The organism is Lactobacillus sp. M0403 (assembly GCF_016101265.1).
GTDB lineage: Bacteria > Bacillota > Bacilli > Lactobacillales > Lactobacillaceae > Lactobacillus > Lactobacillus apis.
The window spans coordinates 135,827-152,852 of the sequence record NZ_JACFQV010000001.1; the positions used below are offsets into that span (position 1 = coordinate 135,827).

General features: G+C 34.5%; 11 protein-coding genes. 1 reads left to right on the plus strand and 10 read right to left on the minus strand.

The window, feature by feature from the left end; genetic code table 11:
- Positions 1-8: 8 nt before the first annotated feature.
- The 10 genes from H3T48_RS00580 to H3T48_RS00625 all read right to left on the minus strand — a co-directional run bounded on the left by H3T48_RS00580 (position 9) and on the right by H3T48_RS00625 (position 15,577).
- Positions 9-1,367, minus strand: a complete 1,359-nt coding sequence (locus H3T48_RS00580; protein WP_198187720.1) for a hypothetical protein — start codon at positions 1,365-1,367, stop codon at positions 9-11.
- Between the two features lie 60 nt (positions 1,368-1,427).
- Positions 1,428-1,844: a PTS sugar transporter subunit IIA gene (locus H3T48_RS00585; protein ID WP_122035887.1), complete on the minus strand. Its 417-nt coding sequence runs from the start codon at positions 1,842-1,844 to the stop codon at positions 1,428-1,430.
- Positions 1,845-1,863: 19 nt separating this feature from the next.
- Entirely contained in the window at positions 1,864-2,340 is a 477-nt protein-coding gene (locus H3T48_RS00590) for a PTS sugar transporter subunit IIB (protein ID WP_122035888.1), read from the minus strand.
- A 26-nt stretch (positions 2,341-2,366) separates the two neighbouring features.
- On the minus strand, positions 2,367-3,167 hold the full coding sequence (locus H3T48_RS00595; protein WP_122035890.1) for a PTS system mannose/fructose/sorbose family transporter subunit IID: 801 nt from the start codon (positions 3,165-3,167) through the stop codon (positions 2,367-2,369).
- Positions 3,154-3,930: a PTS sugar transporter subunit IIC gene (locus H3T48_RS00600; RefSeq protein WP_122035892.1), complete on the minus strand. Its 777-nt coding sequence runs from the start codon at positions 3,928-3,930 to the stop codon at positions 3,154-3,156. Before H3T48_RS00600 ends, H3T48_RS00595 begins: the two co-directional genes overlap by 14 nt.
- A gap of 153 nt (positions 3,931-4,083) precedes the next feature.
- Positions 4,084-6,819, minus strand: a complete 2,736-nt coding sequence (locus tag H3T48_RS00605) for a sigma 54-interacting transcriptional regulator (protein ID WP_198187722.1) — start codon at positions 6,817-6,819, stop codon at positions 4,084-4,086.
- 391 nt (positions 6,820-7,210) lie between these two features.
- Entirely contained in the window at positions 7,211-7,597 is a 387-nt protein-coding gene (locus H3T48_RS00610) for a hypothetical protein (protein ID WP_198187724.1), read from the minus strand.
- Between the two features lie 559 nt (positions 7,598-8,156).
- Complete coding sequence (locus tag H3T48_RS00615) at positions 8,157-9,080, minus strand: type II toxin-antitoxin system antitoxin SocA domain-containing protein (protein WP_198187726.1); 924 nt, start codon at positions 9,078-9,080, stop codon at positions 8,157-8,159.
- A gap of 13 nt (positions 9,081-9,093) precedes the next feature.
- Entirely contained in the window at positions 9,094-9,384 is a 291-nt protein-coding gene (locus H3T48_RS00620) for a type II toxin-antitoxin system MqsR family toxin (RefSeq protein WP_045927268.1), read from the minus strand.
- 217 nt (positions 9,385-9,601) lie between these two features.
- On the minus strand, positions 9,602-15,577 hold the full coding sequence (locus tag H3T48_RS00625) for a S8 family serine peptidase (RefSeq protein ID WP_198187728.1): 5,976 nt from the start codon (positions 15,575-15,577) through the stop codon (positions 9,602-9,604).
- Positions 15,578-15,869: 292 nt separating this feature from the next.
- On the opposite strand from H3T48_RS00625, the gene H3T48_RS00630 reads away from it, so the two are divergent.
- Positions 15,870-16,775 carry a peptidylprolyl isomerase PrsA gene (locus H3T48_RS00630; protein ID WP_198187730.1) on the plus strand — a complete coding sequence of 302 codons (906 nt, stop codon included), beginning with the start codon at positions 15,870-15,872 and terminating at the stop codon, positions 16,773-16,775.
- Positions 16,776-17,026 lie beyond the last annotated feature (251 nt).

Consider the following 17,026-nt stretch of genomic DNA (forward strand, 5'->3'; position numbering starts at 1 on the left):
TCCTTTAACTAAAATATTGAGTTAATTTTATAATTAAATCCTACCACTTTATCGTCGTTTTCAAAATCTACCTTTACATTATTAGATTCAAATTCGCATTTATTGGTGCAAACATATTCTCCATTGTTTATAAAAAGTTCTGTAAGACCATTATCAATATAAAGTGATAAGCTTTCTATTCCGTATACATTATCTATTGTAACTTGATGTGCTCGAATTTGGTCATGTATTTTTACAATTAAAGAGTGTTCCTTAACTAAAATGCCATAAGATCCTCTTTTAGAAGAAATGTGGAATTCAAAGTTACTTGGGATATTACTGAAAACAAACTCAGAAGAGCTTGAATAATCTATTTTTTCTTGGATACGTGAACCAGCTCCATCTCTTAGCTTTTCGTACTCAGAAACAGGAAACACTAAAATCTTATCATTTTTTAGCACTAGTTCTCTAGGTATAGTCAACGCACCAATATTTTGGTAATTAGCTACACTTTCTTTCTCTTGCTCTATTGGTAAACCTAGCCAACCAAAAAGTAATCTTCGCTTTTTAATTGGATCATACATAGTTTGAGGAGCATAAAAGTCCCAGCCATAGTCCAATGTTTTACCCTGAGGTAATCTTTCGCCAGCAAACTTGGGATCACATAAGTAGTAACAGGAATCGAACCCATGCTTTTCATTTGTTTCAATCCCCTTTGGCGATCCTAAAAGAATGTTTTCTCCATTAAGACTGAAATAATCAGGACATTCTATCATATTGCCTAGCCCTTTCGCTTTGTTTAAAGTTTTTCCGACATAATGCCATTCACCATATATACTTTTACTTTGATAAAGCAAAAGTTGTCCGCAGCCTTCGTTACTTTCTCCACCTACTAGAATAAAAAAATAATTGTCCTTTTTAAAAATTTTAGGATCTCTAAATCTTTTAGTATTTATATTAGGATCTCTAGTAATTATTGGATTATTATTCCATTTTTCAAAATGGATTCCATCACTGCTTTCGGCAACGCAAATTGATTCGACATATGAATTTTGTTTATTCTTATGTCCAGCATATACCAAAAATAATTTATTTTCTTCAACGATCGCACTACCTGAATAGCAACCGTCAATATCATAAAAGCTGTCCGGTGCTAATGCAAAGTCAATCTGTTTCCATTTTATCAAGTCTGTTGATATAAAATGTGCCCAAAAAATCCTGTTAGAACTAGAATTAAAAGGATCATTTTGCAAAAAAACATGGTACTTTCCTTGATAAAAAACTAAGCCATTTGGGTCATTTGACCAGCCCGAATTAGGAGAAAGATGGTATCTATACCTATAGTTTTGGATTCTTAGTGTTTGATTAGCCTCATCAATTAAGTTCATTTTTGTACTTCCTAAATAAATAAAAGTAGTAAGATCATTTTTCTTACTACTTTTTCAATGCTATTCATTATCTGGATTATTAATTGTTTTTATTCTTTCAGAGTATGATTGCAATTTGCTTACCTCTATAAGTTTCGGTACAACTTCCTTTAAAGAATAACCTTGATTTCGTAAATTTATTGCTTCAATTAATGTCGGCATATTTACTCCTGACAAAATTTCAGAATCGTCACTAACCATTGACATTCTTTTGGCAATTTCGTTAAAGGGCGTGCCATATGATAAATCGACTAGAAATAGTACACTTTTATCTTTAACGGTTGCCATAATCTCGTCCAAATTTGCTTGAAAAATTTCTAAGCCTTTTTCATCTATACTAGCTGTAGTAATTTTATTTTCTTCAGGAAAGAAAAGCTTTACCGACTTTTTCATAGCTTCAGCCAACGGCCCATGCGAAGCAATAACAATATTAAACAATTCTTTTCTCTCCTTTTTATCAAATTAAATCTTTTAAATAGACCATTTTATCTGTTGGTACCATTACTGCAGTAATTTCAACTCCACGGTCCAAAAGAACGCGAAATGCTTGTTCTTCTTCAGGCGTAATGCTAACACTGGGCTTTATATGATGAGTGTTTTCTCTAGTAGACATGTTGCCCACATTTATTTTTTTAATATCCAATCCTTGATCCATTAATCTGACAACTGTCTCTGGATTTTTAACGATAACTAATACTTTTTGTCCTTTATAATTACCATTATTAATATTATTGACAGCCTTTTCTTCGGTTATCAACGATGTAGATACATTTGATGGTGCGGCCATTCTAAGCATTGTTTTCTGAATTTCGTTATTGGCTACTTCATCGTTAATGACCATTATTCTAGTAGCGCCCAGTTCATTAGTCCATAGTGTTGCAACCTGACCATGGATCAGTCGATCATCAATTCTGATGTGAATTATACCTTCCATAATTTTAAATCTCTTTTCTCAATAAACTATTTCATAATTCCAAGTAAGTACAGAACAATCGATAAGGCAATAATAATTAAAATGATATATATTGGCTTAACCTTCTTGCTTAATAAATAATAGACACCAAAAACTAAGGCTGCTGGTAAAAGACCAGGCATAATTTGATCAAGAATTTGGTTTCCAGTCATTGATAATGAACCTTGCTTAAATTTTAAAGCTAAGTTTGTTTTTACCACTGTTGGAATTAATCCGCCGACTACCATTAATCCTAAAATAGAAACACTTTCAGTTATTAACTTCATCTTTGTTTCAATTGATGTTAACAGGCTGGTTCCTGATTTCATACCGGCTTTAAACAAAGGAATTCCTAAAGCACGAAGAAGCCAAGTAACGATAAACCAAAGAAATATACCTACAGGACTACCGCTCAATGCCATATTTGCTGCAATTGCACCAAAGATAGTCCAAGGGATAACAACAAAGACACTATCTCCTAGTCCTGCCAAAGGACCCATTAAGCCTGTCTTCAAACCCATTACTGTCTTTAGACTGCTATCTTTTTCCTTTTCTTCAATTTCAATATTCATCCCCAATACATATGGAGCTAAATAAGGATTAGTGTTAAAAAATTGTAAGTGTGTTTTTACTGATTCTTTTAAACCTTTGGGATTATCCTTGTAGTTCTCCTTAAGGAAAGGAAGCATCGAATATGTGTATGCCAAGCCCATCATTTTTTCATAGTTTAATGATGCCCCGCCATTTAAAATCCATCTAAATAAAACGCGGTTTTTTGTCTTATTACTTACTTCTTTATTCGTCATCATTCATTCCTCCAGCACTTTGAACATTATTTTGTTCTTCACTATTTCTCTTATATAGAATTAAGGCTACGGCTGCACCAGCTAAAGCAATACCTAAAATTGTCATTTTTAGATAAACTGCTGCAACAAACCCAATAATCAAGTAGCCAAAGTAACTTTTTACAGGGAGGTAGCGTAACAATAAACCAATACCTAAAGCTGGTAGCAAGTTTCCTGCAACTGTCAAACCACCTGTGACCCATTGAGGAATAAAGGCAATAATTGATTTTACTAAAGATGGTCCTGCTATTACGGTCAATAAAACAGGTAATCCTGAAACCATCATGGTAGTTAATACACCACATATCTGCATTACTTCAATTTTGCCGTACTGCTCTTCATCTGCATATTTTTCAGCTTTATTTTGGAAGTAAATATTAACTGTCCATTTTAAAACATCCAGTTCAACCATTAACATTGCAACTGGAATAGCCAAAGTTATACCAATTGCAGCTTTTTGACCAGTCGTAATAGCTATGTATGTTCCGATAAGTGCAGCTGTTTGATAGTCAGGAACTGAAGCACCACCAAAACTTGAAATACCCAATGTCATTAACTGAAGCGTACCACCAATATAAAGACCTGTAGGTATATCTCCTAGAATTAAGCCAACTAGGAAACCTGCAACTACTGGTTGCGAGGTTCCCAGCATTGAACCATTTTTATCATAATTAATAAAGAAGCCGTATAAGACTATTAATGCAATTTGCCAAAATTGTACATTCACTATAAATCCTCCTAATAAACACTAGCCAGTTTCCAATTTTTTATAATCTCACTTGGAAAACAGTTTTCTTTTCAAAAATCTAATAGCAATTTACGTGCCAAGTTCATTTCAAATATTAATTTTCCTCTACTAAACGCTGATTTAACAGAAATTTCATTGCCGATTAAAAATAATTTGATCTATGTAAATTAACTCTGATTTGGGAATTTTCACACTATAGTTTTCTTTTATCACATTAAATGCGACATCAATTTCATCTAATTCTCGTTGATATTTTTGAGCAAATCTTTCTTCGAATTCTGGATTTATATTATTAGCTTCCTTCCTAATTAAACGCTCAATTAAGTAGCTGACATGAACATAAAGGGTAAACTTCTTTTGACTAGACAGGGTAATTGAAAATCGACGCTCAAGCTCTTGAATAAAAATAGTAATGTTTTCAATGACTTTGGGTGCATCAAGAATAGTAACCATATTAATGGTTTGCTCTAAGGAAAAGTTCTTAACTAAGTTATTGAGAATCGTTTCTATTTCTTGATTCGAAAATGCTGTTTTTAGCCAGTCACTTAACTTAGCTGTATCTTTGTCAGATAAAATTTGTTCAAGATAAATAAAATCAATTCCGTTAATGCTTGGGTTCTCAGTTCCAATGATGCCAACAACCTCATACATTTTTTTAATAATGCCCACTTCATGAGTATCTTTCAAAGCTTGAAAATCATACGGTACAATCTTAATTTTTTTATTCGGCAAGCAACGCTCCAAAAGTCTTGCAACATGCGTTGCGGTTCCAATTCCAGAATAACAAGTTGTTAGAATCACCTTTTGCTTACTGGTTTCCGGGTAGGTTAATTTGATTTCAATCTCTCCTGTTTGTTTTACTAATTGACTAATTTTCCGAAAATTACGTTTCTTTAGAATGCTTTCACCCACCGTTAAGGCTAATAATGTGGAAACATTGTTAATTAATAAAATCGGTGCATTAATCTGGCGTGGAAAAAGTGTTTCAATCTCTTTCAATGATCCCATATCAACTAGAATAATTAGGCCATGTGTCACATCATTATTTTCAGTATAATCAATTATTTTGTCGGCAATTTCTTGCGTACTAACATTAATTGGCATATCAAATGCATCAAGTGTATGTGCACCCAAAAGCCGGTTAACTACATTTGCTATACTCCCAGCTGTGGCATAACCATGAGCAATCACAATTGCTTTAATCAAACCAGTCTTGGTAATAATCTCCAACTTGTTTAGATAAATAGTTAGAAAGATATAATCTACTTCATTAAGTTCAATATCCAAATTTGTCTTAATCAAATTAATTAACTTGGTCACATAAACATAAATGTCAAGATAGCGTTGGCGAACATCTTTGTTGAGCTTCATCAAAGCCTTTTGATTCTTTATTTCCTCACTGCTCCATTGAAACTTTTGGCGCTCAAATAAATAGTAACTAACTGCATATACTGCATTATTACTAATCTTTAGCTGATAAGCTGTTTTCATTTGCTCAAACAAATGGTTAACGCCATCGATCACATACGAAAGCAATGGAATATGATCGCTATTATTTTTTTCAAAAAGCAAGGAATCAAATAGCTGGTACACTATTTGTTTTAACTTAGATTCACATTCAGCCAAATTATCATCACTTTGCTCATAGACTTTGAGTAACTTATTTAAGCTGTTAAGAAAAATTTTCTTTTCGGGAAAATTTCGTTCAATTAAATCATCTACTTCTGTTTCATTTGTAATCATAATTGGCTTAGAAGAAGGATGATAGACCTCCACTTTGCTTTTACTCAAAACGTCTAGTGGTAAGTTATATGCCGTCAAAGTAATTGTCTCGTTGTCTTTTTGATCAGCATTAGCGCGAGCAATTGTTAACTTAATTGCATTTTTCAAGTCTCCTATATTGCCGGTTGGCTGATAGTTGGCCAACATGTCTAAAACTTGATCGCTAATAGAAAGTGGTTTAGCAATCTTTTTTTGCTCATTGTTAAAAAGCGTATAAACCAAATTCAAGCGCTCTTCCTTACTCCGTTGACTAAGCGGAGGTAAAGTGATTTTTACGGGAATACGACGTGTAAAAGTAGTTAAAAAACTGGTATCCAGATCCTCAGTTGTGGCAAAACACAATCTCACATGGACCCTTTTTCCTTTTTTCGTTTCACCAACTGGATAAACTATCCCCTGATCTAAATAAGTAAACAGCTTTTCTTGCCCTTTAGGACCAAGTCGGTGAACTTCATCCAAAAAGAGAATTCCACCATCTGCTTCCACAAATGCACCCTCATGATCTTCATCAGCACCAGTAAAAGCACCTTTTTTATAGCCAAAAAGATTGCTAGTTAATAGTTCTGGATTGTCAGCGTACTGCGCACAGTTGATTGTTATAAAGGGCGCAGACTTTTTAATTAATTTATGTGTGCGGCAAAAACGATTGATCAAGCTGACCAAATAACTTTTTCCTGTACCACTTTCTCCATTAATCAGTAAAGGCAAGCCGCCGTTAGGATATAGAACTGCGGCCCTGACTCGCTCAATGCTCTCCTTCAAGCTAGGATTAATTTGGACGAATCGTTTTAGCAAATCTTGGTTGCTATTTTCCTGTTCTAATTTTGTAACAGATTGATAGACACTTTTTTTCAGTTTGTAGTTCTCTTTTTCAAAGCTTGAGCGGTGAAGAAAATGCACAGGTCTAGTTTCAATTTTTACCAATTTCTCTTCATTAGTCAGTTGATTTAAATACAAGCTGACGGTATTACGCTTTGCGTTTAAAGCTTTAGCAATTCCACCAGCCGTAAATTTGTCATCTAATTCCTCCAAATTGACTGTTTTCGTTTCTTTATCCAAGTAATGTAAAATCTCGTCTTTTAGCATAATGACCTCTTTTTTAAATATCGTCTCAACTTAAAACCGCTTTCAAAGTCATTTTACATTAACTTTATTAACAAATCTGAGCTTTTTTCACTGTAGCAAACTGTGAATCTGGCTGGCAGAAAAAGATTTTTTCATCTAATTCGTTCTTGTTATAGCGTTTTTTCTCTTTGGCGCACACACTTTTTATTAATTTAAAAAGCATTTGTGTGAAAAATTTATATCAGTGTGAAAACAAAAAAGACTTGAAGCTATTGTCTTCAAGTCTTTTAAAACTCATTTTTGTTTAAATTAAATTATTTTTCTACTACATTTCTTGGATAGCAACGAATCAGCAATACTAGTGTTTCAGCTACTTTTTCAACATTCAAACAACAAGTAAAAGGTTTAAAAATTATTTATTTTTATTGCTTTTTACTATCTCTAAAACACTTATTATTAATTGCATTACCAGTTGAATATACCAAAGCAATAACGAATAAATAGATATAACGCCGAGTATAACATTTTTCCCATCTAAGTAATATAAAATTAGAAAGACGAAAAACATCGCCAAATAAATGCGTTCCGAATAAATTACAACTTTGTGGTCAACTAAGTGATCTATTTCAGAAGAAGTTGATTCTTGGTCTTTACTTTTGGAAAATAATGCCACTGCCAATGTTATTAGTCCTGTTATTATTTCCCCTGTACTACGCCAAGGAGAAAAATCTTTTATCGCAATTATTATCAATATAATACCTATTGAAATAGAAAAAATTTTTCTAAGCTTCATTTTCATAATCTACTCCTAAAGAAAAAAGATTTATTTTTAGAATTGTTCATTAGCTTAATTTTTATAAAAACTTATCTTAAGCAAGCTATATATTCACTCACTAAATGCAGTGGCATTCTTCTAAAATTACTAATAAGAACTGATAATAATCCAACAGATCCGCCATTTTTATTTCCACATATCATCGATTAATGCTATTCATTTACACAATTTGTACACTTAACCTATATTGTACTGCAAGCCCAAATTTAACTCAAATGGCTTGATAATAAAGTTGATCAAGAAATTTTATCTTCAACCATGAGTGTGCTCAATACTACTTCAATAATTGCTGCCCCAATTATAATTACCATTTTCAGCAATTTCTTGCAAAAGATTAATTTATCTAAGTTATAGCCTAGATATAAAAAAAGAAGCCTTGTAAACAAGACTTCTTCTCTAAATTTCAAGCAACTGCTTTAAAGGCAGTTAGCTCTGTTATAGGATTAAGCAAAAGACTGAGCCTTCACCTCAATAAATTTATTAAGACCCACATTAGGACACTTATTATTTATTCTTTCTCAAACTATTCTTCTACTCCTCGATTAAACGAATCAAAAATCAACTGATCTTTAATTATTTCTCTATCCGGAGTTAAATCCCATGGTGAACCGGACCGATGAGTCTGCTTACTTAATCGAGCAGCATTGTAATTAATGTAATCATCATTAACCTTATCTAGTAAGTCGGCAATTTCACCATCTTTAGAAACCAAGTTATAGTCATTCATGGCCTCTTTGTCTGGTTTATCAATATCTAAAACACGCTTACCATTAAACTTTTTATGTACTTCAGTTATTACTGGACCGTATTGTAAATGAATAATAGGGGAAGAAAACAGCCTACTTCTAGTTTTAGCTAAAAATCTACCATATGCAAAATAGAGAAGCTTATTGGCTTTCATTTGCGTTAATGGATCAATATTCAAATCATTATCCCGCTCAAAGTAATTCTCAACTCGAAACCAATTGGCTAACTGCACAGCAGTGAACTTAGGTTGCTCAGGTTGTGATTCCACAACACTATCACTATGGTTCAAATAGGAATTAACTTTTGCTATCAGTTCATCAGAATATTTATTCTTTTCATCAGAAATATATTGTTCAAGTACATTATCGCTTTTTATGAGAGCTTTTAACAACCTATTATTGGCCTTTGTTGGAAATGCACCTGCTTCGTAAAGAGCAATCGTATTTGGACTTAATCCGGTTAATTCTGCTAAATTACGTTGTGTTAATCCAACTTTAGCTCGATATTGTTTTATTTCTTTTGGTGACAATAGACCCATTTCGTCACGATATTTTTGACGGGCAATTTCAGCAGCTTGATCATCTAATGCCTTATCTGGAATCAGTTCATTGGTTTTACTGTCAAAAAGAGCTGGTGCTGTTACTGTATACTTATGTCCATTAATAGTATAAATAGTAGTGAAATCCTTTTGGTAAGCCATATAAACCCCTCCTTTAATAATCAAGATGGAAACTAATAAATACTACTTTTTGATTATCTTCAGTAAATACGAATTTAATGTAGTAAGTTTGGCCATCGCTTGTTTTAAATACCCAGACAAATTGTAATGGATTACTTCTATTCGGTTCATGTTTGACAAAATCACTGATTGACAACTGCTTAACTATTTCTTTCGCCAAAGTTACTGAAACTGGCATTGCCATTTTGTCTCTTCTTTGAACCATTTGAAAATGATCATGCTTCACCAAGAATTTTAGCCTCGCTAATGCCTCAGCAACTTCCATTACAAACCTCCAAGTATCATTTCTACATTATTATAGCATCTACTACTAATCAGTAGCAATTAGCAAATATTATACTTTGTAGTTCTATACAGATTGGCAGAAACAAGGTAAAAGAAAAAAGAAGCAAGCATTTTTTGATGCTTGCTTCTTTTCATTTAATCTTTATCAACAGGTTTTAACAAAGAGCCGTATTTGATCATCTTTTAAAATCTAGAAGCTATTTTACAAGATGAACTTCATAGAAGTTTACGCTCTTGATGTATTTGCCTTCGCCAATTCTATATGTCTTCTTGAATTTCTCTAAAGCCTTATATTGATCACCGTAGATGGTTACAGTGGCACCCTTCTTGAGAAGCTGGCGTGATACCTTCTTACCATTAGACTTGTATACGTAAGAATTTCTCTTCAATTTAGCCTTGGTGCCAGTAATGTTTCTTACACGAACATATTCGTCTTTATCTACTACCTTGTAGAAATGTAGACCATTAAATGTATAAACCTTTAACTTATCCTTTTCAACTACAAGATTAAGGAAGCTATATGCCTTGGCAGTCTTAGAAGTCTTCTTGATCTCCTTAGTGTAAAGAACAGACTTGAACATTACCTTAGTTAATTTACCCTCTTCTTTGGTATCCTTATTTTCAGCATTATCCTTGTTCTTATCTGAAGCAGTTACATCTGCACTTGCTTGTGAAGTAGATTCAATGGAACTTGGAGTGGTATTGGTCCATGGAATAGATGGTTCAGTACTCTTAACAGTTAAATCTTTTTCTGCTTTATCCAATACCTCAGTTGCAGCCTTGACGTCTTCCAATGTAGCGTCTTTGTTTGCCAAGACTTCTTTTGCCTTGTCTAAAGCTTTTTCATAAGTCTTCTTGGATTCATCAGTGTATTTACCCAAATCCTTCTTGGTGCCAGCGTCAACCTTAGCTTGAAGTTCCTTCTTTGCCTTAGGCAATTCGTCATCTGAAGCATCTTTTTCTTTATCAGTCAATCCCTTGTCTGCTTTATCTAATGCAGCAGTTGCAGTCTGAATATCTTCCAATGTAGCATCTTTGTCTGCCAAGACTTCTTTTGCCTTGTCTAAAGCTTCTTCATAAGCCTTCTTGGAATCATCAGTGTAGCCACTCAAGTCCTTCTTAGCACCGGCGTCAACCTTGGCTTGAAGTTCCTTCTTTGCCTTAGACAACTCGTCATCTGAAGTACCATTTTCTTTATCAGCCAATGCCTTTTCTGCTTTATCTAATGCATCAGTTGCAGCCTGAACATCTTCCAATGTAGCATCTTTGTCTGCCAAGACATCTTTTGCCTTGTTTAAAGCTTCTTCATAAGCCTTCTTAGAATCATCAGTGTAGCCACTCAAGTCTTTCTTTTCGCCAGCATCAACAATAGCTTGAAGCTTTTCTTTAGCCTTGGATAATTTTTCGTCATCTGCACTAGGATTAGTTTTCTCATTAAGATCCTTAACCTCTACAGATTTAACATCAGATTCATTGCCATACTTATCAACAGCCTTAAATTCAACGGTACCATTTTCAGTGACTTTGAGTCCGTCGGCTGGCATATCCTTGAATATCTTGCCGCCATCAACACTGTAAACCACCTTTGCATCAGGCTCCTTAGTAGTAGCTTCAAGGAGAGCAGACTCAGCATCTTCTGCCACAGTTTGCTTTACATCAGGCTCATCTAAGGTCTTTTCTGGTTCATAGTAAACAACTAAAGCTTGAGTAGTTTCATTGCCTTGGGCATCAGTTACTTTAATATTAAAAGTATTCTTACCCTTCTTCAATTCAACTTCATACTTAAAGTCCTTCTTGACACCTTCCTTGCTGTTGTAATCTACATCCCCCCAGGCAGATTCAATACTATTACCGTTGATTGATAGTCCATAGTAATTGTAGTCATCAGTGACAGTACCAGAAATAGTATATTTATCCTTGTTAATGTAAACAGGACCATCATCATCCAGGGTTAAAACAGGTGATTCTGCATCTACATAGAAAGTTAGCCTCTCTTGAGTAGTTTCTCTAACAGTTGAATCACCAATCAAAGCATTTATAATCTTAGCACCGTGAGTACCAACATTTAGAGTTACTTCAAATGTTTGATCAGAATTAATCTTCACGTCCTTACCATCAATTTGCAAAGTAGTAGTTGGTCTTCTTACCTTACCAGTAATAGTCAACTGACCAGTTTTAGGGTCATAGTTTTTGGTATTAGCGCTAACGGTGCTGGTGCCCCACTTGATGCCGTTATCGAATGTAACGTCACTGCTTTTTACAGTTGTTTTACCGCGGTCACTAGACTTAACCTTTTGTTCAACACTGGATGAATTACCATCTTCATCAGTTGCCACAAGATTAAAGTTGTTTTCACCAAAGCTTACTGGTAATTCAATGGAGAAAGTATGATCATCGTTCAAATCAACTGATATGTCATCTTCGCCATCTTGCTTAATTACTAATGACTTAGTATCATCACTTACCTTACCTGAAAGCTTAACAGTAGCTTCAGAGGTTTGGGCCAGTTTAGCTGATGAATCCTTGCTTGCATCGTAAGTATCAGTCTTATCAACGGTTAAATTTTCAACCTTAGCTGGTACAAGACTAACTGTAATTTCTTTTTCTTTAAGGACTGTCTTATGGTCAGCATCGGCATAAAGGGTAACCTTTGTCTTATAATCGTCCTTAGTAAGTGGAAGCGCAGCAGCAAATGTATTGTCATCGTCACTTTCGATATCTAAGTCATGAATCTCACCATGCTTATCAGTATAAGTACCATATACCTTGCTTGGATAACTACCTGAGAAGACAAAGGATTCAGTGTCAGGATCGTAATTCTTAGTCTTTGAAGAAATCTTATCTGGTAAGCCACCATCTCTAAGAACTAAGCCAAAGTCAGTTTCACCAGGTTTATTGCCTTTACCTGAAGCAGTTCCCGCATTTGAAGCATTATCAAATAAAGCTACAGCAAAGTCATTAGTACCTGCTTGTAAAGCTTTTACCTGTTCAGGAGATAAGTCGATTTCAACCTTTTGGAAACCATCCTCATCTGCCTTAGCAGTTGGATTATATGCTAACTGACTGAAGATACCATTTATAGAAACATTCGCGTCACCACTCAAACCACTAAGGTCGTCCTTAGCTTCGACAGACAAGTAGTAACGAGTCTTTTCTTGGCCGTCAGCACCCTTTTCTGTACTTGATTCTAACTTGAGATTCTTTAATACAGGTTTAACACTGTCTACCTTAACTGGCATATCGTAGTGCTGCTCCGCGTTTGTGCCATCAACAGTAGCAGAAATTCTGTAAGTGTATGTTCCATCAGGCACTTTAACTGTCTTGTTAGCTTGTTGGTCAAAGTATGTACCATGCCACTCGGGAGCTTCATCAAAGTAATTGTATGTTTGAGCTGGTGCATAGTAGTATGACTTAGTGGCATTACTCAATGAAGCTAAAGTATTAATTACTTTGCCATCTTTATCCAAAATTTGAGCCTTAACATTATTCGCATTTCTGTATAAGTAATATGTCGGTTTAAACCATTGGAATTGAGCATTATCTGCAGTAGAAATTGCGAATTTCGAGGAATCAAATACATAATTACCTTCATCATCAATGTCTAAGCCCGGGTTAGCATTAATAGAGTCATTACCCACAGTTACAATGGTACCCAAGATGTTATTCTCAGGGTGGAACACGTCTGGATCATTTAAGCCAGCAAAGATTGGCAAATCTGAACTTGCCCAGTCGCCAAAGAATCCCATGTATGGTAAACGCAATTGTGAACTATCTGATCCATTAAAGGTCAGGAATCCTTCAACAAACTGGTTTTCCTTAAAATCAGATGGCAGTGCTAATGTAATAGTTAATTCCTTAGTTGAATTTGCAGGAACAGCTACATCACCATCAGCTTGAACTGAAGCACCATCAATCTTCTTGTCGTATAAAACTGAACTACTATCAATAGCAGAAGTATAAACATCTGATTCTTTACCATTATTAGTTAACTTATAAGTTAAAGTCTTATCCGTTCTATTAACAAACTTAACTTGGAACTTGTGCGTTCTATCTGTGAAGCTCTTAAGTTCAACACCTGGATAGTCATTGCTACTAACAACGGTCGAAGGATTTTTAGCTAATGCCTGAATAGTAGCTTGTGCATTGATAAATCCAGCACCCTGTCTACGAGGTGAAACAATTACATTATCATGACTAATATCAGGTTGAATACTTGCAGTATTCATTTCCAAAGCCTTAATAAATGCTGTTCTTTCATCTGGACTCATCTTTTGATAAATTTCATAGAAAGAACCAGTTTTATCATTCATTGCTTGACTAACAAGTGCTTGCGTACCAGCAATAAATGGAGACGCCATAGAAGTACCTGACATGTTAGTATAGCCATTATTGTTTTGCGTTGACCAAATATTTCCACCAGGTGCTGAAATATCTGGTTTAAAGGCCAAATTAGAAACAGGACCATATGAAGTAAAGTCAGACATTAAATCTGTCTTGAGCGCTGAATTATCTAATGGCTGCACAGCAATACTTACCTTTAATGCTTCATCAGGATTTTTTGCAACGTATTCTACTAACTTGCTTCCAGCAGCCCCTGATAATCCAACAGTTGGAAACCCGGCATTAAGTTGCATGTTAGTTAATGCACCGGCTTGATTATTAACAATGATTAAACCAGCAGCCCCTGCTTCTTGTGCAAATTTTTGTTTATCTGTAAAAGCAAGAGCCCCACGTTTAACAATGGCAATTTTCCCCTTAACATCAGATGTATATTGATTTGCAGAGCCTATACCTAATTGTCCGTTTTTATCTTTAACAACATAAAATTGCCTGTCATTAAAGAATGAACGATCGGTACCTTCTGAAAGTTGAGTAGCTTCTGGGCCTGCTACTACAGTTTTACCATCAGCTGAAGTAAAAGTTATACCATCAGTAGTAACTTTATTATTCTCTGCCGATGCAACCGTTGTGGCAGTTCTGGCAGTACCCGGACTACCTATGGTTTCCATATCTGGATTGCCATAATATGCCTTGTTGTTGCCATCAGCTTTTGAGTTTGAGGTCCCGGAGTTACCAGCAGAAATTACAGCAGCAGTACCTGTCTTAGTAGCACGTTCAACAGCAGCAATTTCTGGATCATCATCAGTTTGCTGACCAGAAACTGAACCTAAGGACATGTTCAAAACATCAGCACCAAGTTTAGCTGAATCATCAATTGCCCCAATAACGCTAGTAGAATCAGTAGAAGCAGAACTAGCTGAATTAGAGAATGCCTTCATTGCTAATAACTGAGCTTCTGGAGCAACACCTACAACTGAATTAACAGAATCTGAAGTACCATTGGCACCTACGATACCTGAAACGTGCATACCGTGTTGAGTACTAGAACTATTGTCAGTAATATTATCATTGTTATCTGAATAGTTATGTCCATATGGGACCTTTTCAGTAAAGTAGCGACCATAACCTGCTTCTTTAGTGAAAGCAGCAACCTTTTCTCTAGTTAATTTTGCTTTAGATTCATCACTCAAACGTAGATCTTTATGATTAGGATCTATACCTGTATCGATGATAGAAACTACAGTGCCTTCACCTTTGTATTTATAATTATTCCAAACCGTTGAAACATTAGCCATATCATCAGCTGAAGAATCATTGGCATAGTAAACCTTTGCCAAAGTTACAGATTTAACACCTGGAATAGCTCTTAATTTTTGAATATCTTTAACCTTTGCTTTAGTAGCAAAACCGTTAACTACATAACCATAGCTTTGGCCAATTGCTTGATTGGTAATTGCCTTTATATTTGCTTTAACTGAAGCCTGTTGGGCAATTACTTGTTTTGTAGCCCGCTCAATTTCTGCACTACTTGAATTTGTGTTTACTGAACCATTTGCAGCTGCAGGTGCAGCAGACAATTGAACAATTACATCAACATATACATCTTGCTTTTCGCTAGAAGTTAAATGCTTAAGATTAACTCCCTTTGCAGCTAATTGTGCTTCAATTGCTTTGTTTGTCACGCCCACTGTAGCTGATTCTGTTACTTTAGAGCTTTTTGCAACAGTTTTTGTTTGACTGTCAACACTGGCTTTAACTTGCAGTTCAGCATTAGAGAATACAGAAAGTGCAGCCGCACAAACTAGCACTCCCACATACTTATTTTTTTTCATGGTTAGTCCCCCAAGCCTAATTAATAAAAGTGTTTTTGCCTGATTAAATTAATAATGTTACCAATTTAATTAAAAATTATATAGTAATAAATTAAAAAATCAACAATATTTTAGTAATGCTAGCTATTGGTTTTTATTTACATTTTACTGTAATACATGGCTTTTTTAGCTTCAACCGTGATGAGTGCCTGTTTATTACTTGTTATTTTTTGTAATTTTATTAAATAAAAAGTTGCAATCTGCTTTAATGTTTTTAATAATTAGATAAGAAATCTTCATTGGAGGAGATAAAATGGACAAATTATTAAAAGGTATAATAACTGCCGTAACTGGTATTTCTTTACTAAGCTTAGCAGGCTGTTCAAAGTCAAATAATGCAGAAGTTGCTCAATATGGAAAAGACAAAAAAATTACGCAACAAGAGTTTTATAAGGAACTTAAGTCAGCTCCTTCGAGTAAAAGTGTTTTAGCTAATTTGTTAATTTATGACGCTCTAAAAGCCCAATATGGGGAAAAACTGAATTCTAAAGAAGTTACTCAAGAATACAATAATTATAAAGAACGCTATGGTTCACAATTTGATGAGTTTTTAGCACAAAATTTATACACTAAGTCATCATTTAAGAGAATGATTCAAATTAACCTACTTAGTGAAATTGCATTGCGTTCTCAAATCAAGCCAACAGATAAGCAATTAAGAGCAGAATGGAAAACGTATCAACCAAAAATTACTGTTCAGCATATTTTAGTAACGAGTCAATCAACAGCTGAAAAAATTATCAATCAGTTGGATAAGGGAAAAAGTTTTTCAAGTTTAGCAAAAGAATATTCTGTGGATAGTTCTACCAGCACTAATGGCGGAAAATTAGCACCCTTTAATCAAGAAAATAAAAATTTGGATTCTACTTTCAAAAATGCTGCATATAAGCTTAAAAATGGTGAATATACCGACGCCCCAGTAAAAGTTACTAATGGCTATGAGATAATAAAAATGATTAACCATCCAGCGAAAGGGAGCTTTGAGAACAATAAAGCAGAACTAACAAATAATCTTTATGACAAATGGGCTGCAAATTCTGCTGTTATGAGAAATGTAATCAGTCAAGTTTTGAAAGATCAAAACGTCAAAATTACAGACAAAGATTTAAAATCTGCCTTGGATCAATACAAAGGATCTACAAAGTCAGGGCTAAATTAGCGTTTAGTTGCTTATAAAATCATGTTGAACACTTACTAACTATTCAAAACTTTTAAATATCTAATCAATCACAAATCATTTATAATCTACTTTCATTATGCAACTTGCGACAACATGTCAGGAATATCTACCAAACAGTCTGAATTGCAAAAGGTATTAAATGCACTCATAACGATAATATTGTCCATAAGATTACAAACTAATAGAAGGCAACTCTCTAAAGTTGAGACTTGCCTTCTATTTTGTTAATT